The organism is Pseudoalteromonas rubra (genome assembly GCF_005887095.1).
Taxonomy (GTDB): Bacteria; Pseudomonadota; Gammaproteobacteria; order Enterobacterales; family Alteromonadaceae; genus Pseudoalteromonas; species Pseudoalteromonas rubra_E.
Map to the genome: position 1 here is coordinate 146882 of NZ_PNCI01000027.1, position 16128 is coordinate 163009.

General features: G+C 45.6%; 12 protein-coding genes. All 12 read right to left on the bottom strand.

Translation table 11 applies throughout. The features are described 5' to 3' along the window. Positions 1-150: 150 nt before the first annotated feature. The 12 genes from CWB99_RS12565 to CWB99_RS12620 all read right to left on the bottom strand — a co-directional run bounded on the left by CWB99_RS12565 (position 151) and on the right by CWB99_RS12620 (position 16057). Positions 151-2481, bottom strand: a complete 2331-nt coding sequence (locus CWB99_RS12565; RefSeq protein WP_138550607.1) for an efflux RND transporter permease subunit — start codon at positions 2479-2481, stop codon at positions 151-153. Continuing rightward, the gene (locus tag CWB99_RS12570; RefSeq protein ID WP_138550608.1) at positions 2481-3479 is read right to left on the bottom strand and encodes a WD40/YVTN/BNR-like repeat-containing protein; all 999 of its coding nucleotides are present in this window, start codon (positions 3477-3479) and stop codon (positions 2481-2483) included. Before CWB99_RS12570 ends, CWB99_RS12565 begins: the two co-directional genes overlap by 1 nt. Positions 3480-3587: 108 nt before the next feature. Continuing rightward, positions 3588-4955, bottom strand: a complete 1368-nt coding sequence (locus CWB99_RS12575) for a DUF1329 domain-containing protein (protein WP_138550609.1) — start codon at positions 4953-4955, stop codon at positions 3588-3590. Between the two features lie 11 nt (positions 4956-4966). Further along, positions 4967-7084 carry a DUF1302 domain-containing protein gene (locus CWB99_RS12580; protein ID WP_138550610.1) on the bottom strand — a complete coding sequence of 706 codons (2118 nt, stop codon included), beginning with the start codon at positions 7082-7084 and terminating at the stop codon, positions 4967-4969. Positions 7085-7320: 236 nt separating this feature from the next. Then, the gene (locus tag CWB99_RS12585) at positions 7321-7542 is read right to left on the bottom strand and encodes a DUF2835 domain-containing protein (protein ID WP_010386048.1); all 222 of its coding nucleotides are present in this window, start codon (positions 7540-7542) and stop codon (positions 7321-7323) included. A gap of 42 nt (positions 7543-7584) precedes the next feature. After that, the gene (gene pepN, locus CWB99_RS12590) at positions 7585-10176 is read right to left on the bottom strand and encodes an aminopeptidase N (protein ID WP_138550611.1); all 2592 of its coding nucleotides are present in this window, start codon (positions 10174-10176) and stop codon (positions 7585-7587) included. Positions 10177-10369: 193 nt separating this feature from the next. Beyond that, positions 10370-11845 (bottom strand): Na+/H+ antiporter NhaC, encoded by a 1476-nt coding sequence (gene nhaC / locus CWB99_RS12595; RefSeq protein WP_138550612.1) that lies wholly within the window; start codon positions 11843-11845, stop codon positions 10370-10372. Positions 11846-12086: 241 nt separating this feature from the next. After that, the gene (gene prc, locus CWB99_RS12600) at positions 12087-14123 is read right to left on the bottom strand and encodes a carboxy terminal-processing peptidase (protein ID WP_138550613.1); all 2037 of its coding nucleotides are present in this window, start codon (positions 14121-14123) and stop codon (positions 12087-12089) included. A gap of 10 nt (positions 14124-14133) precedes the next feature. After that, the gene (proQ, locus tag CWB99_RS12605) at positions 14134-14805 is read right to left on the bottom strand and encodes an RNA chaperone ProQ (protein ID WP_054017147.1); all 672 of its coding nucleotides are present in this window, start codon (positions 14803-14805) and stop codon (positions 14134-14136) included. 8 nt (positions 14806-14813) lie between these two features. After that, a complete protein-coding gene (locus CWB99_RS12610; protein WP_138550614.1) occupies positions 14814-15098 on the bottom strand; it encodes a hypothetical protein in 285 nt (94 codons plus the stop codon). Then, positions 15099-15557, bottom strand: coding sequence for a GAF domain-containing protein (locus CWB99_RS12615; RefSeq protein ID WP_054017184.1), 459 nt, complete (start codon positions 15555-15557; stop codon positions 15099-15101). A gap of 122 nt (positions 15558-15679) precedes the next feature. Beyond that, positions 15680-16057, bottom strand: a complete 378-nt coding sequence (locus CWB99_RS12620; RefSeq protein ID WP_138550646.1) for a hypothetical protein — start codon at positions 16055-16057, stop codon at positions 15680-15682. Positions 16058-16128 lie beyond the last annotated feature (71 nt).

Genomic DNA, 16128 nt, shown 5'->3' on the forward strand with positions numbered 1-16128 from the left:
ATTTATTAGCGTGGAGTCATGTGAATTTTAACCTTTCTGGCGCTAATAAAAAGCCTTTTCGACGAAAACATTATAGCCTTTTCAGCCGGTTGGTCAGATATTCACTAAATATAGATATAAATGGCCGAAACCGGCCATTTATAAGCACTTTTATTCACACTTTTTTTTCTGGTCTGTCCAGATTAAGGTTCCTATTGCAGGTAATAATAAAACCGCACCCAGCATATTAACCAGGAACATAAAGGTTAATAATATCCCCATATCCGCCTGGAACTTGAGCGCCGAGAAAATCCAGGTGCTGACACCTATCGCTAATGTGATCCCTGTGAACAAGACTGCACTGCCTCTTTCAGCCAGCGCATTACGATAAGCATGTGAAAGTGGCATGCCTTGTTTGAGCTGTGTCATCATTGACGACAGGATATAAATACCATAGTCGACACCAATGCCCACGCCCAAAGCGATTACTGGTAAGGTCGAGACAGTCAGGCCAATTTCGAGTTTAACCATCAATGCTTGTGCCAGAGTCGATACTATATACAGAGGCAATACAACGGCGATAGTCGCGCGTATACTTCTGAAGCTAATCAGACATAGTATAATCACTGCGCCATACACGTAGATCATCATAGGTAGCTGCGCCGCCGATACTGACTCGTTCGTTGCAGCCATTACACCAATGGGGCCTGATGCAAGTTTAAATTGCACAGTATCTGTGCCCTCTTCCTTAGCAAAAGCCTTGATCTGAGACACCACACTATCTATGGTCTGGGCCTTGTGGTCGGCCATGAAAATGATGATAGGCATCACTGAGCAATCACCATTTAGCAGACCGGTACTCGTTTCTACTCGAGACGTAGCCTGCACCAGAGATGAACTGTTACGCGGCAGGGTTTGCCATTTCAGATTACCCTCGTTATAACCCGCGTTGACTGACTGCGCGACTGAGCTCAAAGACACAGCTGACTGAACGCCCGGTAAGTTTTCCACACGCCATTGGAAACGACTGATCCTATCCATCGTATCATGCTCAGTACAAGCAGCAGGATAAGCCTCTACCAATACTTTAAGGATGTCAGATGAAATTGCGTAGCGGTCAGAGATCAGGAAAGTATCCTGATTATAACGCGCATCCTCATGTAGCGCGGGTGCTCCGGCATGTAGATCACCGATTTGCATATGCTGAGATTGCCAGTAGCCCAGACCAAATAGCACCGCACTTACCAGTAGAATAACGCGTGCAACACGTTTGTCAGTGGTTTTAACTAAGGCTTCACGCAACGCCGTAAATAACCTGTGGCTCAGAGAATTGCCATCATCGACACGGTGAATTTTGCTGGAATTGTAGTAAGACGCCAGAATTGGTAGCAAAATCAGGTTAGTGAAAATAATCACAGCCACACCTAAACTCGCGGTGATCGCCAGTTCACGAATGATGCCGATGTCGATGGCAAGCAAGGTCAAAAAGCCCACAGTATCTGATAGTAAAGCGATACCGCCCGGGATTAACAAGGCTTTGAAGCTCGCTTCGGCTGCCACTTTACTGCTCACGCCTTCCGCCACTTTTTTACCAATCGCGTTGATCATTTGCACACCATGGCTCACACCAATTGCAAAGACAAGGAAAGGCACCAGGATAGACATGGGATCTAAACCAAACCCAAGTATAGTGAGCAGGCCCATTTGCCATACCACGGCAATCAAGGAGCACATAATAGGCAAGAGTGTTAACTTGAAGCTCTTACAGAATAGCCACACCATCACAAAGGTAAACAAAATCGCGACCGCAAAAAATAGCACAACGCCCTTTGCACCATCCGCTATATCGCCAGCCATCTTGGCAAAACCGATAATATGGATAGAGACTTTATCTGTACTGAGTGGTGCACGAATTTCACTTTCCAGTTTTTTAGCAAACGCCAATGTATCGAGCTTTTCCTGCGTTTGAGGGTCAATTTCCATTAACTGGGCAGTCACCATGGCACAGGAGTAGTCACTGGCCACCATACGTCCTACAACTTTGGCTTTTTCTATATTTTGTTTAACAACCGCCAGACCAGCTTCATCTGCCGTAAAATTGGCTGGAATGATAGGGCCACCGGCAAATCCATCTTCCACAACCTCAACAAAACGCGCGCTCGGTGCAAAAATCGAGTTCACCAGAGGACGGTTTACACCGGGAATAAAGTAAAGTTGGTCATGAACGGCTTTTAATTGGGTAAAAAACTCGGGGTTAAAGATATCGCCGTCTGCATCACACACCGAAATAAGAATACTGTTCGCACCGCCAAATTGCTTTTCATGCTTGAGGTATACTTTCATATACTCATGATTTAACGGAATGTTTTTATTAAAAGATGCATCGAGCTGGATGTGGGTTGTGCGATAACCCAAAAACAAAGTGGCCACAATGAACATAAAGATCATCGCAACTCTGTGTCTGAACACGACATACACAAGTTGGTTTAACAATGACTGCATTAGTGTTTAGCCTCTACTATCTGGATCCCTTGTTCAGTCGCCAGGACCAGTTTTCCATTGAATAAAACGCCGGCCATAATGGATTTGCCATTTTTCAGCTGCTTACTGGATAACCCGTCTTGGGTTCGGTTGAAAATCACACCGCTGTTTGCGAAGAGGTACTGCTGCTTTTCAACAGACAGAACTTGATTAATGGTTGTGGTTTTACTGAGTGCCAAGCGATTAAACGAGGAGAGATCAGAGTCGGAAATAAACGCATTTCCGCGCAGTCCGGCTGTGAGTACACGGCCATCAGACGTTTTATTTACTGAAAACAGTGAGCCTGCGTAAAAACTTGGCATTCTCTGCCAGCTTTTTCCGGCGTCCTTACTGACAGCAAACAGGCCCATTTCTCCAGCCAGATAATGGTCTGAACCATCAATCATAAGTGAGTTAAAGTGAGGGAGAATGAAGGCTGTTTCGTCTTCATAAGCGACGGGGTCTTCTTCTTTTAGTTCGGCCAGATACTCAATGTCATCTGGATGGACAAAGGCATCAATAAAGCGCTTTTGCCAGTTTTTTCCACCGTCAGTGGTTTCGTACATCATGCCATAGGCACCCACAGCATATCCAATTTGCTCATTAGCAAAGGTAATATCCAGGCAGGGCTTTTCGATGTCAGGTAAATGTTGCTGGATCTGCCAGCTCTGACCACCGTCCTCGGTGTTCAGAATTGTAGCGTCATGACCACATGCCCAGCCTTTACTTTCACTTACAAAAGTCACTGCAGTTAATAAGCTTTGCACGGGAACCTGGGCTTGTTGCCAGTTACTCCCATCACTACTTGTGACGATCGTGCCATATTTGCCAACTGCAACGAGCCGGGAGCCTGTAAAACTGATATCTGTTAGTAATGTGCGCTGTGGATGTGCCACCATTAGTGCATCAGAAGCTGCGACTACTGCATCACTTTGCATTGCCAGAACAGCAATCGTGGTTGCGACTAACTTCTTAATCATGATGAATACTCGAAAATTATTGTGAGAGAGAATAGGAAGTGCAAGTCAGGAGCCACTACTGTGGCCCCTGAGGAGTTGCGCATTGCCAGCACTAGCCGGCAGTTACGCTTATCGTCTGCCCTCGCGGCGTAAAGCGCTTTGTGTGAACTCATTGTCCTGGAAAGACTGACTGAAGTCATACATGCTTTCTTCATTATCCAGGCCAATTGCCAGATAACGACGAGAGTTAAGGTCGTGATACACGTCCAACGTACTCCAGTGCGTCGGCACTTCATAGTAGTTCAAACCATGTGCCATTGCGACGCGGTACATTTGGTCACGGTTATCGTACAGGTCGGCAACATGGATTTGCCAGCTATCTTCGTCAATGTAGAAAACACGCTTCTTATAAATATGGCGAGTGCCCTCTTTCAGGTTTGCTTCAACCACCCAGACACGGTGTTTTTCATAACGAACGTGCTCAGGATTTACGTGACCTGCCATCAGAATATCATCATACTTTAGCTTATCACTGTGAAGTTTGTAGCTGTTATATGGAATATAAAGTTCCTGCTTTCCTTTCAATGTCCAGTTATAACGGTTAGGTGAACCGTTGAACATATCGAAATCGTCTGTTGTACGCAGACTGTCTGACGCAGTTCCTGGTGCATCGTATGCTACATTCGGAGCACGACGCACTCGACGTTGACCTGTGTTATATGTCCATGCCTGACGAGGTGTCAGGATCTGGTCCATTGTTTCATGTACCAACAAAGCAGTACCAGCCAGGTTTGCAGGCTGAGTCACTTTCTGTTTAAACTTAAACAGAACATTAGACTCTTTTAGCTCTTCAGGGGTAACTTCAGGGCTGGAGTATTTAACCAACAGTTTTTCATCAAAGCCGATGATGTTGTATGAGCCCGATGCAGTTGGCATTGCCTGCCCGCCGAAACGTGCAATAGACAAACCGCGATAGCGAAGCAAGTGATTCCAGATAGCTTCTAAGCCATTCTTAGGGATCGGGAACGGGATACCAATTGCAGTATCTTTAATACCGTTACCGTCTTCAATTAGCTGTGCTGTTGCGGCATATTTTTTCGTCGCATCGTACACTAACTGCGGATATGAAGCACTGCGTCGAGTCGGGTAGATATGCATTTTGAACGTGTCTGGATACGTTTCAAACAAGGCAACCTGACCTGGGCTCAATTTATCTTTATGTTTGTCCAGGTTGTTTTTATCAATCGTGAACAATATTTTGTCATCTGCGAACGGGTCTGGGTGGTGCATACCCACTTTATACCCTGCGGGAGGCTTAGTGATTCCGCCTGTCCAGGCTGGGATACTGCCGTCTGCGTTACCTGCTTTTTCTGCACCGATTGGCGTCAGGTCGGCGCCCAGGCGCGCAATTTCTTCTGGGGTCATTTTTGCAAATGCACCCGGTGCTGCCATCATCGTTATAATTGTTGCAGCAAGCATAGTAGGTTTTCTAAACATATTGAAAGCCCTTAAATTGAATACTTGATATTAAATGAAACAAAGTCGCGATCTGAGAATGTGTTGGTCTTGCCACCACCCCAGAATGCGTTATAACCAAAGTCAAATGACCAGGCATTTTGATAACTGAAGTTCAGCGTCAGGCCCAGTGATTTACGGTCCTCAACAAACAAGAACATAGGATCTGGCGTGATACCGTTAACATCGTGAGAAAATACAATGCGCGGTGACATATTGACGCCTGCAAACAAGTTGTTGTACTCACCTTTAGCGATGAGTCGATAGCCCCATGCCGAAGCCGTAGGGAAAGGGTTCACTTCAGGTCCGTTTGAAATCGCTGCATGGAGCAGGTCATACTCGTAATCTTTAACCCCTTCGATTGTGCCACTTCGACCAGTTCCGGCAACGTTCAAACGTAACTCATCATAACTAGGCATGTCTTTAATGGTGACACCACCCACTTCACCAACCAATGCCCAACTATCGGCCCCCAGTGACGGACCAAACAAATGCGTTGCCGTAAATTGCAGCTGCATTGTGTCTTTCAAAATGTAGCCTTGTGCAATTTCACCAGGACCAACATAAGCAGTTTGATCGCCCTTACTCAACTGAGACAAGCCAGCAACGTCTTCGCGGATGCCTGACAATGCCAATTGCTCCAGCATACCGGCATACAGCAGTTCTACGTCGTCGATCTGTAGTGGCTCGTCCTGACGGTATGCAAATTCACCAGAAAACGCTGTTTCACCGATTGCGGTATTAAAGCTCAAACCATATAACTTGATATCTTCAGGGTATTCAATCAACCCCTGCGTGAAGGCTTTCAAATTGGTGAAATTATCGGCATCCAGTGTGTTGTTTTTGATATATTCAAGATCAGCAGCAATTGACTCGGCGCGGAAGTCAGACGCTTTACCCGAAATTAGCGGTCGACGCGCGTGATAGTTGATGTAGTATAGTGCAAACTCAGTATCATTAAGCTCAGGCGCGAAAATACCTAGTCGAACACCAAACTGACCGCTGTCCTTTGGCTCTATCTTACCGTTGTGGCCTTTGCCCTTAAGAGCTACCTTGGTTGGATAAGCCAGATACATTGACGTTAACTGAGAAATGGCTTCTTCACTTTGCAGTACATTTGTGTCAGTTACATCCAAACCTTGAGCAGCTAATGCCCCCATCCAGTTTGTATGCAGGTTGTTAAGCGCTTCCGTCAGGTGTGTCAGGTCTATATCAGGGTTAGCGGTAAAGCCGAGCTGAATATTCTGGTTGTAACCGTTTTCTGACGCGAAGTCGTTAGTAGAGAAATAACTCCCTGTCGCGGGAAGGCGAGTCTCGTGCCACTCGTACTGATAGAAGGCTTCCAACGTTACGTTGTCTGTCAGGCCGAGTGAAGCCCAGAACATACCAACCGGAATAAAGGCTTCTTTAAGTTCAGCCCCGGGCGCTTTCAGACGGTCAATGTCCACCGGGTTTACGTTGATACCATGGCTGATCAGTGTACTTTCACCCCAGTTGACAACCTGACGACCAAGTCTGACAGATAATGGGGTTTGACCACCATTGAGGTCAAAATCAGCCCAAACGAACGCATCTAACAAACGTAAATCTGAACATACCTGCTCCTTAGTATCGTCGTCTGCACAGGGATCCACTTTTTGGCCTGACACTGGGTTAGTGTAAGCAAAGTCACCATCTTCCATTGCAAAATCTTTGAAATACATGAAGCGAGAGAAGAAACCGTAGTTGTCCTTCGTAATGCCAAATTCATGTGTTCCTTTTAGCAACTGAGAAAATGTGTCACCCGAGTCAAAGTTTAAATTACCGGCATCACCATTGTTTGAGTATGCACCCTGCTGCGACCAGATCTGAGAAGATGAATAGATGGTGTTGCCTAACGAGGCATTATAACCTGTCCAGTTATAGCGTGGGTGATTACTTTTACCTATATGGTCAAAGTCACGGTCTTCTATACGAATACTTTGGCCATAAGAAAACGTAGAATCAAAGGTTACATCAAAATCACCAACTTGGAACGTGGCGGCTTGCGCAGCAGTGCCAGCGACACCAAGACATGCAGCACTAAGGCCCAGCATGATCTTGTTCTTCACAAAGCGCGATGTTTTTATCATTATTTCTCCCCCCTTTGGCGGGTAATTCTTATCAAGTTATTGTTTTTTGTTGTCGTAACGATAGAAGCGATAGCTTTAAATTACAAATAATACGCGTCTGATCGGTGCATTTTTATCTCATTGGAGCGCATTTCACTCATGGTAAGACGTCCTACCAGAGTAGTTATAACACGTAATTTAAGTTTAAAACAAACCGATTTAACAAAAATACTTTATGTCTCGTCGCATAATTGTCATCAAACTACTTTTTCCAACGCTACGAAGCGGTTATTTTCATCAAGCAACAAACGAAAGCGCCCACGGACCCCTAAAGTTGAGACATGCCGCCTGATATGATGAGCGGGGAAGCGGATCCGCTTCCCACCATCCTCAACGACCTGTATAAACTCAACGTGTCCATGGTAATACGCCATGCACTGTTCATGGCTCAAATCCATGTAAAAGTAATACTCATGCATTTTGTGGATAAAAACCTTTACATATCACAACTAAAAGCGCTGTTAGTTCAGCGCTTTGTCAATTTTTTCGTACAAATCATCACTCAGTTCAGGCAAGCGCGCTAATTTCTCTAACTGCGCCCTCATCAGGCCCTGACGAGTCTCGTCAAAGCGTTTGAAAGACAACAAAGGTGTAATGATCCTGGCAGCATTTTGCGGGTTAACCTGGTTTAGCTCTGCGATCAGATCGGCCAGCACCTCATAGCCCCGGCCATCTTCGCGATGGAAATGACGCGGATTAGTACGCGTGAAAGCACCGATGAGTGCACGTACCCGGTTTGGATTGGCTTTGTCAAAACAAGGGTGGGTGTAAAGTGACAAAATGTTGTCTATACAGCGCTCATCGCGTCGGCTTGCTTGCAGCGCAAACCATTTGTCCATTACCAACAGATCTGACTGCCATTGTTTGTCAAAATCATCTAACAACAACTGCGTCAGCACGTGCTGGGCATTCACTGCTGCCCTGATCGCCCCGAGTTTTAATGTCATATTGTGGCTTTCACTTTGCGCCTGTATCCAGCCTTGGATCTGTGAGTCCGATACCTGGGCAAGATAAAACAGGCATTTGTTTTTCATTGTGCGAATTGCCACAGCCACAGCGTCGAGGCTGCCATCATCCTGAAGCTGAGAATAAGCTGCACACCAGGCTGGCTTAAGTTGTTCTGCTATTTGGTACTCTACGGTAGAAATAGCCTGATCCAGCTGCGCAACGGGAACTGGGGTGTACTCCGCACTGAGCGCATCGAAACCAGGTACAGTAAATAGTTCAGCTAAAATTGATAAATCACCGCTGAGATCGTCAAGTAACATGCTTAGTGCCTGCGTCAAACATTCGGGCAACTGATACTCAGAAAACGCCTGAGTTTTTACCAGTGTCTTAATCTCAGCCTTGTATAGCTGCTGAATGGCTTCCCAACGTGCGTAATCACTGCTTGCAAACTTGGCAATGTGGAGCAATTGGTGCTGCTGATAGTCGTAACTCAATAAACAAGGTGCGGAGAATCCTTCAAGTAACACAATCACAGGCTCGCTTTCGAGTCCACAGAATACAAAGCTTTGTTGCTTCTCGGTCAGCTCCAGGACTTTACCCTGCTTGGCAGTCGACTCAGGCACCTTAATTACCTGTCCTTGCTTATCAAGCAGCTCTATAGCAACCGGAATATGCAGTGGGGCTTCTACCGGGTCATTATCTGCATGGCTTTGCGCCAGATGGAGGGTAAACTCCCCTTGTTGATCGTCATAATTCGTGCGAGCGCTGACCTTTGGCGTACCAACCTGGTTATACCAGAGTTTAAACTGGCTTAAATCTTTACCATTGGCATCACTCATGGCGGCTACAAAGTCATCACAAGTCACAGCCTGCCCATCGTGACGCTCAAAATAGAGCTTCATACCCTTTTGGAAACCAGCCTCACCCAGGATGGTATGCATCATGCGGATCACTTCAGCGCCTTTGTTATACACAGTGACCGTATAGAAATTATTCATTTCGATTACTTGTTGTGGCCTGATTGGGTGCGCCATAGGCCCTGCGTCTTCAGCAAACTGATGTGTACGGACCGTATTGACGGCATCTATGCGGTTCAGTGCGCGAGAGCCCAGGTCACTACTAAACTCCTGATCACGGAATACCGTGAGGCCCTCTTTAAGGCTCAACTGAAACCAATCGCGACAGGTCACGCGGTTGCCAGTCCAGTTGTGAAAATACTCATGTCCGACGATCGACTCTATGATATGGAAATCCCGATCCGTTGCTGTTTCCTGGTTTGCCAGTACACAGGCGCTGTTGAAAACATTCAGACCTTTGTTCTCCATCGCACCCATATTGAAAAAGTCGACCGCCACTATCATATAAATATCGAGGTCGTATTCCAGGTCAAAACGTTGTTCGTCCCAGGCCATGGCCTTTTTCAGAGAGGTCATTGCATGAGGTGCTTTGCTCAGGTTTCCTTTATCAACAAACAGCTGTAAATCAACTTTACGCCCCGTTCGTGTTTCAAATTGATCCGTCAGTACATCGAAATCCCCTGCCACCAAGGCAAAAAGATAAGAAGGCTTTTTAAAGGGATCTTCCCAGCAAACATAATGGCGACCGTCTGATAATTCACCACTGTCGACCTTGTTACCATTGGATAAAAGGTACGGCATTTGTTTAGGGCCGATTATCTTTACGTTATAGGTCGTCAGTACGTCTGGGCGATCCAGGAAGTAAGTTATCTTACGAAAACCTTCTGCCTCGCATTGCGTGCAATACGCGCCATCTGACAGGTACAGACCTTCAAGCGATGTATTTGCCCCAGGTGAAATGGTGTTAACTATTTCAATTTCAGCGCGCTCACCCAGCCCGAATAACTCCAGGCCCGTATCGTGTAACCTATAATTGGTATGCACCTGTCCATCGACATGCACTGAGTTCAGTGTCAATTCAACGCCATCTAGTATAACAGAGCTGGTGTCGCCCTGTGCTGTTAGTATAAACCGAGCGGTTACCTTAGTGTGTTGCGGGTCCAGTTCAAACGTTAGGGAGAGGTTTTCAACTACATGTGTGGGCGGCTGATAATCATGCAAATATTTGGCCTGAGGTTTTGAGGTCATGACAATTCCTATTATCAATTTACAGTTGCTGAAGTACGCATGACGCGACGAAGCAAAAAGTAAAAAATGAGTATAAATCAATATCTTTATTGTAGAACGGCCTGCGCTGAGGGCAAAGGGATTTATGAATTGAAGACGTGCAAAAACGCCTCAAATTAAGTGAGGCGCTTTGTTTATTGTTATGTGTTAGCAATTACGACGCGTTAGCTGTGGTCTCAGCCTGTTGCATTGCCTTTGGCTTGATTTTCAAAATCTTAATACCCAGATAGGCATAGACTATCGCCAGGAATGGGTTGATCAGGTTGAAAAACGCATAGACCGCATAATCCAGAGGGTTGATCAACAGTACACTTTGCATGTAAGCACCACAGGTATTCCACGGGATGAGTGGACTCGTAATCGTGCCACCATCTTCAAGCGTTCTTGAAAGATTGACACTGCGCAGCCCCCGCTGCTTGTATTCTTCTTTAAACATGCGACCCGGAACTACGATTGCGATGTACTGATCGGCTGCTACCAGGTTAGTACCAAAACAAGTAGCGACGGTTGAAGCGATCAGTGAGCCTGTGCTTTTCGCAACCTTGAGAATGCTCTTAACAAACAGCTCTAGTAACCCCGTTTTTTCCATGATTGCACCAAACATCAATGCAGTCATTACCAACCAGGTGGTCGTTAACATGCTGGACATGCCGCCGCCACTGAGCAGATCATCCATTTTAGCATTGCCGGTTTCCAGGCTGAATCCGTCAAAGAAAGTAGCCCAAACCAGTTTAAAGTGACTAACCAATACACCTTCATCCGGGTTGACCTGACTTGCTATCAAATCCCCCTGGAATAGTAATGCCCAGATTGCACCAATCACAGCACCGATAGAGATGGCAGGAAAGGCTGGCATTTTTTTAATTGCCAGTGCAAGCAGAATGATCAAGGGTACCAGGTTCACCAAACCAATATTAAAGTTTGTTTCCAGAATCGTCGCAATTTCGTCTATTTTGCCGGACTCGCTCGATACATCGGCATTGAATCCCATTACGATGAAGATAATCAGAGCGATGACAAAGCTTGGTACTGTGGTCCACAACATGTGCTGAATATGCTCGAACAGATCACTGCCGGCTACCGCAGGCGCCAAATTAGTTGTTTCTGAGAGCGGTGATAATTTGTCACCAAAATAAGCACCTGAGATCACCGCACCGGCGGTAACAACCGGATCGAGCCCTAAGCCGTTGGCCACACCGAGTAATGCCACACCTATGGTTGCGGCCGTAGTCCAGGAGCTACCAATACTCATAGCGACAATGCCACAGATCAAACAGCCAGCAGCATAAAACCAGGAAGGGTGAATTATTTGCAAACCATAGTAGATCAAGGTTGGTACTGTGCCAGACAGTAACCAGGTGCCAATCAAAGCACCTACCATGAGTAGAATGAGAATGGCGCCTAACGAGATGGTGATCCCTTTGATCATTGCCTCTTCGAGTGTTTTCCAGGTAAAGCCATTCTTCAGCCCTATCAACGCGGCTGTAAAGGTAGCAAATAACAGGGCTATCTGGTTCGGCCCCGAAGAAGAGTTATCACCGTAAAGGTATACCGCAGCGCCTAATAAGCTGACCAATACCACAATAGGAATAAAGGCATCCAGATAGGATGCTTGTTTTTGTTGTCTCAAACCAGAATACTCCTTCGCACTTAATGGAGTGCTTTATTATTATCTCTGTCGGGTCAGTTCAATGTTAAGCACAACACGTGAATCTGCGCCCAAGACAGCGCCAGGCATATTCCTGCCCGACTATTTTTAATATTGCAGCTGACAATAATAACAAATTTCCCACGCACTGGTAACGAAAAAAGGCGCTCAATGCGCCTTTTCATAGTTTAGCCTTCTGCACGTCTTACTTGCAGCCAGAGACTCAGTCACCTGCCTCGTTTTTTGCCAGGCGACCATAGTTGATCATGTCCTGTGTGATCAGTGCTGCTTCTTCCAGGTAAGGATCCAGCTCAGCAATGATATCTGGTACATCATCCAAATCTTTTACAGGCTCTTGCCCTAAGCGTTTAAGACGCTCATTGGTCCGTTTTAACGCACGCTCATCACGCTCCTCACGCTCTTTTGTGCGCTCAGCTTCAACCAGAGAAATCGAGATGTCGTCTTTTTGGGCTTTATATCGCGCAATATCGTCGTAAACGTAAGCAAATTCAGGCTCTTTGGCTATCCGCAAACCATGACGCTCATTCAAATATTTAATGGTCGGATCCAAGTCATCCAACTGTTGATACTTGGCTCTGACAATGCTGTCCCAAGGTAAAGCATTGTCTTCCTGGCTCTCGCCCCACTCTGCTGGCTCTACTGCAGAAGGCAATAAAATATCTGGAATTACGCCTTTGTTTTGCGTACTGCCACCATCGATACGATAGAACTTGGCAATAGTATAGGTAATGCTGCCTAGTGCGTTGTCGAACAGGTCATAGGTCTTTCTAAGGCCACGGTGTTGTTGAACCGTTCCTTTACCAAAAGTTTGTTCGCCAATGACCACAGCACGCCCATAATCCTGCATCGCCGCTGCAAATATCTCTGAAGCCGACGCACTATAACGATCAACCAGCACAGTTAGTGGGCCGTTATAATAAGTCACCCCATCACTGTCTTTTTGCGCTTCGACACGGTTATATGCGGTATGTATCTGGACTATCGGGCCTTTGTCTATAAATAAACCTGATAACTGAGTCGCTTCATATAAGGAACCACCGCCATTTTGTCTAAGGTCAACGATGATCCCATCAACATTTTGTTCTTTGAGCTTTTCAAGCTCTTTTTTCACATCTTTCGACAGATTGTTGTAGAAGCTTGGGATCTCAATCACGCCTATTTTGCTGGTGAGATCTGAATATTTTGCTTCGAAGATTTCCGATTTTGCGGCTCTGTCCTCAAGGCGTATTTTATCTCGGACGATTTCAACAACCTTAGGTGTCCCGTGCGTATCACTTCCCTTAAGGTACTGTAGTCTTACTTTGGTTCCTTTAGGACCTTTGATGAGATCAACGACATCATCAAGACGCCAGCCAATCACGTCGACAAATTCTTCCCCATCTTGTGCAACGCCAACAATGCGGTCGTCAGGCTTTATCTTTTCCGTCTTGTCCGCTGGACCGCCAGGCACCAGGCTGCGGATGATGGTGTAATCTTCATCGTAACCTAGTACTGCACCAATGCCTTCTAGTTCAAGCTCCATATCCATCTTAAACTGTTCGGCACGACGAGGTGACAAATAAGAAGTGTGAGCTTCGATGCTACGTGCAAATGCATTCATTACAATTTGAAAAGCATCTTCATTATTGGTCTGTACCAGGCGCTTGATGGTGTTTTTGTAACGCTTGGTCAGGACTTCTTTGATGCCGGCCCAGTCTTTGCCTGTGAGTTTTAACCTCAGCGCATCAGACTTAACACGCTGACGCCAATACTCATCCAGCTCGGCCTGAGTCGTGGCAAATTGCATGTCTTCTCTGTCAAACACAAATTCGTCTGGTTTATCAAACTTCATTTCTGTATCTAACAGAGAAATTGCATAGTTAAAGCGCTCATAGCGACGTTGCATACTGTCGTTGAACATAGCAAAAGCAAAATCGAGCTTGCCCTTTTTCAAAGCGTCGTCGAATTGCTTTTTATACCCTGCATATTTGTCAATGTCAGACTGCAGGAAAAGAGACTTATTATAATCGAGGTTTTCGATATAACGGTCAAATATCTGCTCAGACAACGCATCGTCTAACTTAAAGCGCTTATAGTGTTCACGAGTAAATTTACTGGTTACCCTTTTGGTTGCCGTCGCATGCTGGATTTCAGGTTCCAATATGGGAATATCTTTTTCCGTCACCGTCTGTGTTGCAGCTGAGCACACGCCAGATACAAACAGTGCGATTACACCAACTAAAGGTAACTTATTACTCATACACAACTCCTTAAAGAATAAACAGGCTTTCTGCTTTGGTTTTAACTTGCATTCCTGTCACTAACTCAACATGAACTTCATCTTTGTTGACTTCTGTGATGGTTGCATTAACCAGAGCCTGTCCTAACTTCACTTTAACCTTATTATTTACCTTGACCTCATTTGCTGGCAGAGGTTCAACTTTCCCTGAACTACGACGTTGCTGCTGCTCAGGCTTAGCATTAACTTTAGCGTTTTTATTCCCGTGGCGGTGCTTGTTATCACCACGTGATTTGTAAGATTTTGTGTCACCATCGCGACGACGCTCACCACGGCCATCCTGTCTGGGACGTTGAGGCTTTTTACGTTTAGCCATTTTTGCACGTGATTCTTCCAACGCCTTTTGCGCGTGCTCTACGTGCTCTTGCTCAACTTTTTCAGCATCGTTTCCATCTAAATCAACACGGAACTCATTGTTGATGACGGCTTCTAAATAACGCCAAGAAGAAGTGTACTTGCGTAATGCCTGACGAACCTGTGTCTTACTGACCTTGTCAGAGCCTTCGATTCTGGCAGCAATATCTTTAAATATGCCAACCTTCAGCGGTTTAATACCGTCTTTTTGTTTAAAACACTGAGGAAACTCGGCATATAAAAAGTCGAGAACCTCTTTGATATCTTTTAGCTTGTTTGTGGTTTCCATGTCTAAACCTATAGTTCAATATTTTCATCAAGAGATGACTGAATGTAATGTGTAACCCAGTCGACGAGTTCATCATACTCGGCTTCGACAAGCGCCAGCTCGCCGCGCAGATGTTCCCATATTCCATTTATAATTAAATCGATTTTCTCACATTCCAGATCATCGGGAAGCAGGTCCCAGGCTACGTGGATAAGCTCATTCAGCGTCTCAGCAACTCGCTCTTCTTCCCCTTCCCAGTCTCCCACATCAAAATTGGAAAACAGGTAGTCCTGAACGTTGAGTAATTCTTTCATTTACAATGTACCTTCAAAGCATTTTACCAGTGCTTCCAGGCCAAGTTTATCTTCATCGTCAAATCTAGCCAAACTCGGACTATCAATGTCCAATACAGCAAACAATTCACCGTTTCTCATAACGGGAATAACAATTTCAGAGTTTGACGCAGCATCACAGGCAATATGACCATCAAAGCTGTGTACGTCTTCGACGAGCTGAGTCGTTAACTCAGCGGCCGCAGTCCCACAAACGCCTTTACCTAACGGGATACGAATGCAGGCTGGGTTGCCCTGGAAAGGACCTAATACGAGCTCATCTTTACCATCTAACAGGTAAAAGCCTGCCCAGTTTATGTCTTCCATTGAGGTAAATAACAGGGCGCTGAGGTTTGCCATATTGGCGATGTAATTATGCTCATCACCAATCAGGGCCTGAGCTTGTAGGCTGAGAGTATCGTAGAACTTTTTCTTCTGCATTGCGGTCATTCAACAAATTTACATAAGAGGTAAAGGTACTCTTTCGTGCAGCTAAATGAAACCTTTTAGACAGAAAAACTATTAAATTAGTGTAAAACAACGCCGCACTGTACAAAAAGCCATCAGGCACTCTGAGTGTTACGCCGTAAACTGAACAAAAACAGCCCGCCTCCCAGCGCCGCCATCACTGCATTAATAATGAAAACCATGCCAGAGCTTGCAACAAATATATAGCTAAACAAGGCACCTCCGAGCATGCCTGCAGTTAAAACCCCAGAATAACTCAACTTGTTATGGCGCAGAAGCATTATATAAGCCGGCAAAACAAAGAATGCCATTGACAGGCCAACGATATGGGCATTGGCGACGGCCGTCATAAGTATTTGAAACAAAATCTTGCTCTGGCCACTTAGCAGCGCATAATACCCGCCGAGCACTATGCCAACGATAAGCGGTGATAACAACGAATATGCCACCGCTTTTGCCACTTGCCTTTTGATCATCTCTTTCACCTTTATAACTTTGCACAGAGATATTCAGTGTTGACGCGAAACACAAGTATCACAAGTCA

Excerpts from the sequence above, each read along its gene's own strand:
- CWB99_RS12615 (WP_054017184.1), bottom strand. The coding sequence starts at position 15,557 with ATGCAGAAGAAAAAGTTCTACGATACTCTCAGCCTACAAGCTCAGGCC.
- CWB99_RS12580 (WP_138550610.1), bottom strand. The coding sequence starts at position 7,084 with ATGATAAAAACATCGCGCTTTGTGAAGAACAAGATCATGCTGGGCCTT.
- CWB99_RS12610 (WP_138550614.1), bottom strand. The coding sequence starts at position 15,098 with ATGAAAGAATTACTCAACGTTCAGGACTACCTGTTTTCCAATTTTGAT.
- prc (WP_138550613.1), bottom strand. The coding sequence starts at position 14,123 with ATGAGTAATAAGTTACCTTTAGTTGGTGTAATCGCACTGTTTGTATCT.
- CWB99_RS12565 (WP_138550607.1), bottom strand. The coding sequence starts at position 2,481 with ATGCAGTCATTGTTAAACCAACTTGTGTATGTCGTGTTCAGACACAGA.
- CWB99_RS12585 (WP_010386048.1), bottom strand. The coding sequence starts at position 7,542 with ATGCATGAGTATTACTTTTACATGGATTTGAGCCATGAACAGTGCATG.
- pepN (WP_138550611.1), bottom strand. The coding sequence starts at position 10,176 with ATGACCTCAAAACCTCAGGCCAAATATTTGCATGATTATCAGCCGCCC.
- CWB99_RS12575 (WP_138550609.1), bottom strand. The coding sequence starts at position 4,955 with ATGTTTAGAAAACCTACTATGCTTGCTGCAACAATTATAACGATGATG.
- CWB99_RS12570 (WP_138550608.1), bottom strand. The coding sequence starts at position 3,479 with ATGATTAAGAAGTTAGTCGCAACCACGATTGCTGTTCTGGCAATGCAA.
- proQ (WP_054017147.1), bottom strand. The coding sequence starts at position 14,805 with ATGGAAACCACAAACAAGCTAAAAGATATCAAAGAGGTTCTCGACTTT.